1 tRNA gene is annotated in these 220 nt (G+C 57.3%); it reads right to left on the bottom strand.

The features are described 5' to 3' along the window. Nucleotides 1–27 precede the first annotated feature (27 nt). Nucleotides 28–102: transfer RNA gene (locus NE609_RS17460), tRNA-Cys, on the bottom strand. Between the last annotated feature and the right edge of the window lie 118 nt (nt 103–220).

The raw sequence follows: 220 nt of genomic DNA, 5'->3' as shown, positions 1-220 counted from the left end.
CTGCTTCCGCAGCGGGGGTCTTCCCTTTGGAGGCGCCGACCGGAATCGGACCGGTGAATGAAGGTTTTGCAGACCTCTGCCTTACCGCTTGGCTACGGCGCCGCTATCATATACCGCAGTATATGAAAAAAGAGGCGCGAAGTTTCCATTCCCGACCTCTTTTTGTTGGAGCGGGTTACGAGGCTCGAACTCGCTACCTCCACCTTGGCAAGGTGGCGCT

It is taken from the genome of Anaerotruncus sp. DFI.9.16 (genome assembly GCF_024461615.1).
Classification (GTDB): Bacteria; Bacillota; Clostridia; order Oscillospirales; family Ruminococcaceae; genus Anaerotruncus; species Anaerotruncus massiliensis.
The sequence above is the reverse complement of the archived record's forward strand: the minus strand, read 5'-3'. Positions and strand labels throughout refer to the sequence as shown.